The sequence below is a fragment of the Cohnella sp. CFH 77786 genome (assembly GCF_019400745.1).
Taxonomy (GTDB): Bacteria; Bacillota; Bacilli; order Paenibacillales; family Paenibacillaceae; genus Cohnella.
Genome location: NZ_WJIB01000046.1, coordinates 1 through 995, shown reverse-complemented (window position 1 = coordinate 995; position 995 = coordinate 1). Strand labels below are relative to the sequence as shown.

Here is a 995-nt window from a genome sequence, read left to right as displayed (position 1 = left end):
GTCGGTGGGGTAACCGCAAGGAGCCAGCCGCCGAAGGTGGGGTAGATGATTGGGGTGAAGTCGTAACAAGGTAGCCGTATCGGAAGGTGCGGCTGGATCACCTCCTTTCTAAGGAGCCCTTCGGGGCAATGAAAATCCACACCTGCTCGCAGGGTGGTACGTATTACGCTCGAGTTCAGTTTTGAAGGGGCAAGTTTCTAATCCCCACAAAGTGACGATAAGCTTCGCAGCTGATTCCGATTCCTTTGCGGGGACCCCGAAATGCTTCTTCAACCGAATACAACCTGTCTGGTGGCAATGGCGGAGGGGTTCCACGCGTACCCATCCCGAACACGACCGTTAAGCCCTCCAGCGCCGATGGTACTTGGACCGCAGGGTCCTGGGAGAGTAGGACGCCGCCAGGCAGGCCCATATTTGGGTCTTTTTCATGGCCTGATGAATATTGGCCTTTAGCTCAGCTGGTTAGAGCGCACCCCTGATAAGGGTGAGGTCGGTGGTTCGAGTCCACTAAGGCCAACCAATTTCATATCCCTTAACCGGGGTCCACTGTATGGGGACGTAGCTCAGCTGGGAGAGCACCTGCCTTGCACGCAGGGGGTCAGGAGTTCGATCCTCCTCGTCTCCACCATTAGAATCTTTGCACCTTGAAAACTGGATAGCGAAACGAAACATCCACGCAACTGACCGCAGCTAACGCTGCTGGGTAAGTTGCATGCCGCTGATGAAACATCATCGAAGCAAACCTTAAGGTTTAGCTGCAAGCGGAGAGATTATCGTTTTGACTGAGTTTTTCGACCGAGTTCGAACCCATTCTAATGGGAGCGTTAACGAGGGAGGAATCGAAGGCACAAACGATAATCCGGAGCTAGGTTAAGCTAATAAGGGCGCACGGTGGATGCCTAGGCGCCAGGAGCCGACGAAGGACGCGACGAACAGCGATATGCTTCGGGGAGCCGTAAGTGGGCTTTGATCCGGAGATTTCCGAATGGGGAAAC

At 54.4% G+C, this 995-nt stretch carries 2 tRNA genes and 3 rRNA genes; all 5 read left to right on the top strand.

The annotated features are described in order from the left end of the window. Nucleotides 1–108 (top strand): 16S ribosomal RNA (locus tag GE107_RS26265); the annotation flags it as partial. A 179-nt stretch (nucleotides 109–287) separates the two neighbouring features. Continuing rightward, a 5S ribosomal RNA gene (gene rrf, locus GE107_RS26260) occupies nucleotides 288–404 on the top strand. A gap of 39 nt (nucleotides 405–443) precedes the next feature. Beyond that, nucleotides 444–520, top strand: a tRNA-Ile gene (locus GE107_RS26255). A gap of 32 nt (nucleotides 521–552) precedes the next feature. Next, nucleotides 553–628: transfer RNA gene (locus tag GE107_RS26250), tRNA-Ala, on the top strand. Nucleotides 629–868: 240 nt separating this feature from the next. Beyond that, a 23S ribosomal RNA gene (locus GE107_RS26245) occupies nucleotides 869–995 on the top strand; the annotation flags it as partial.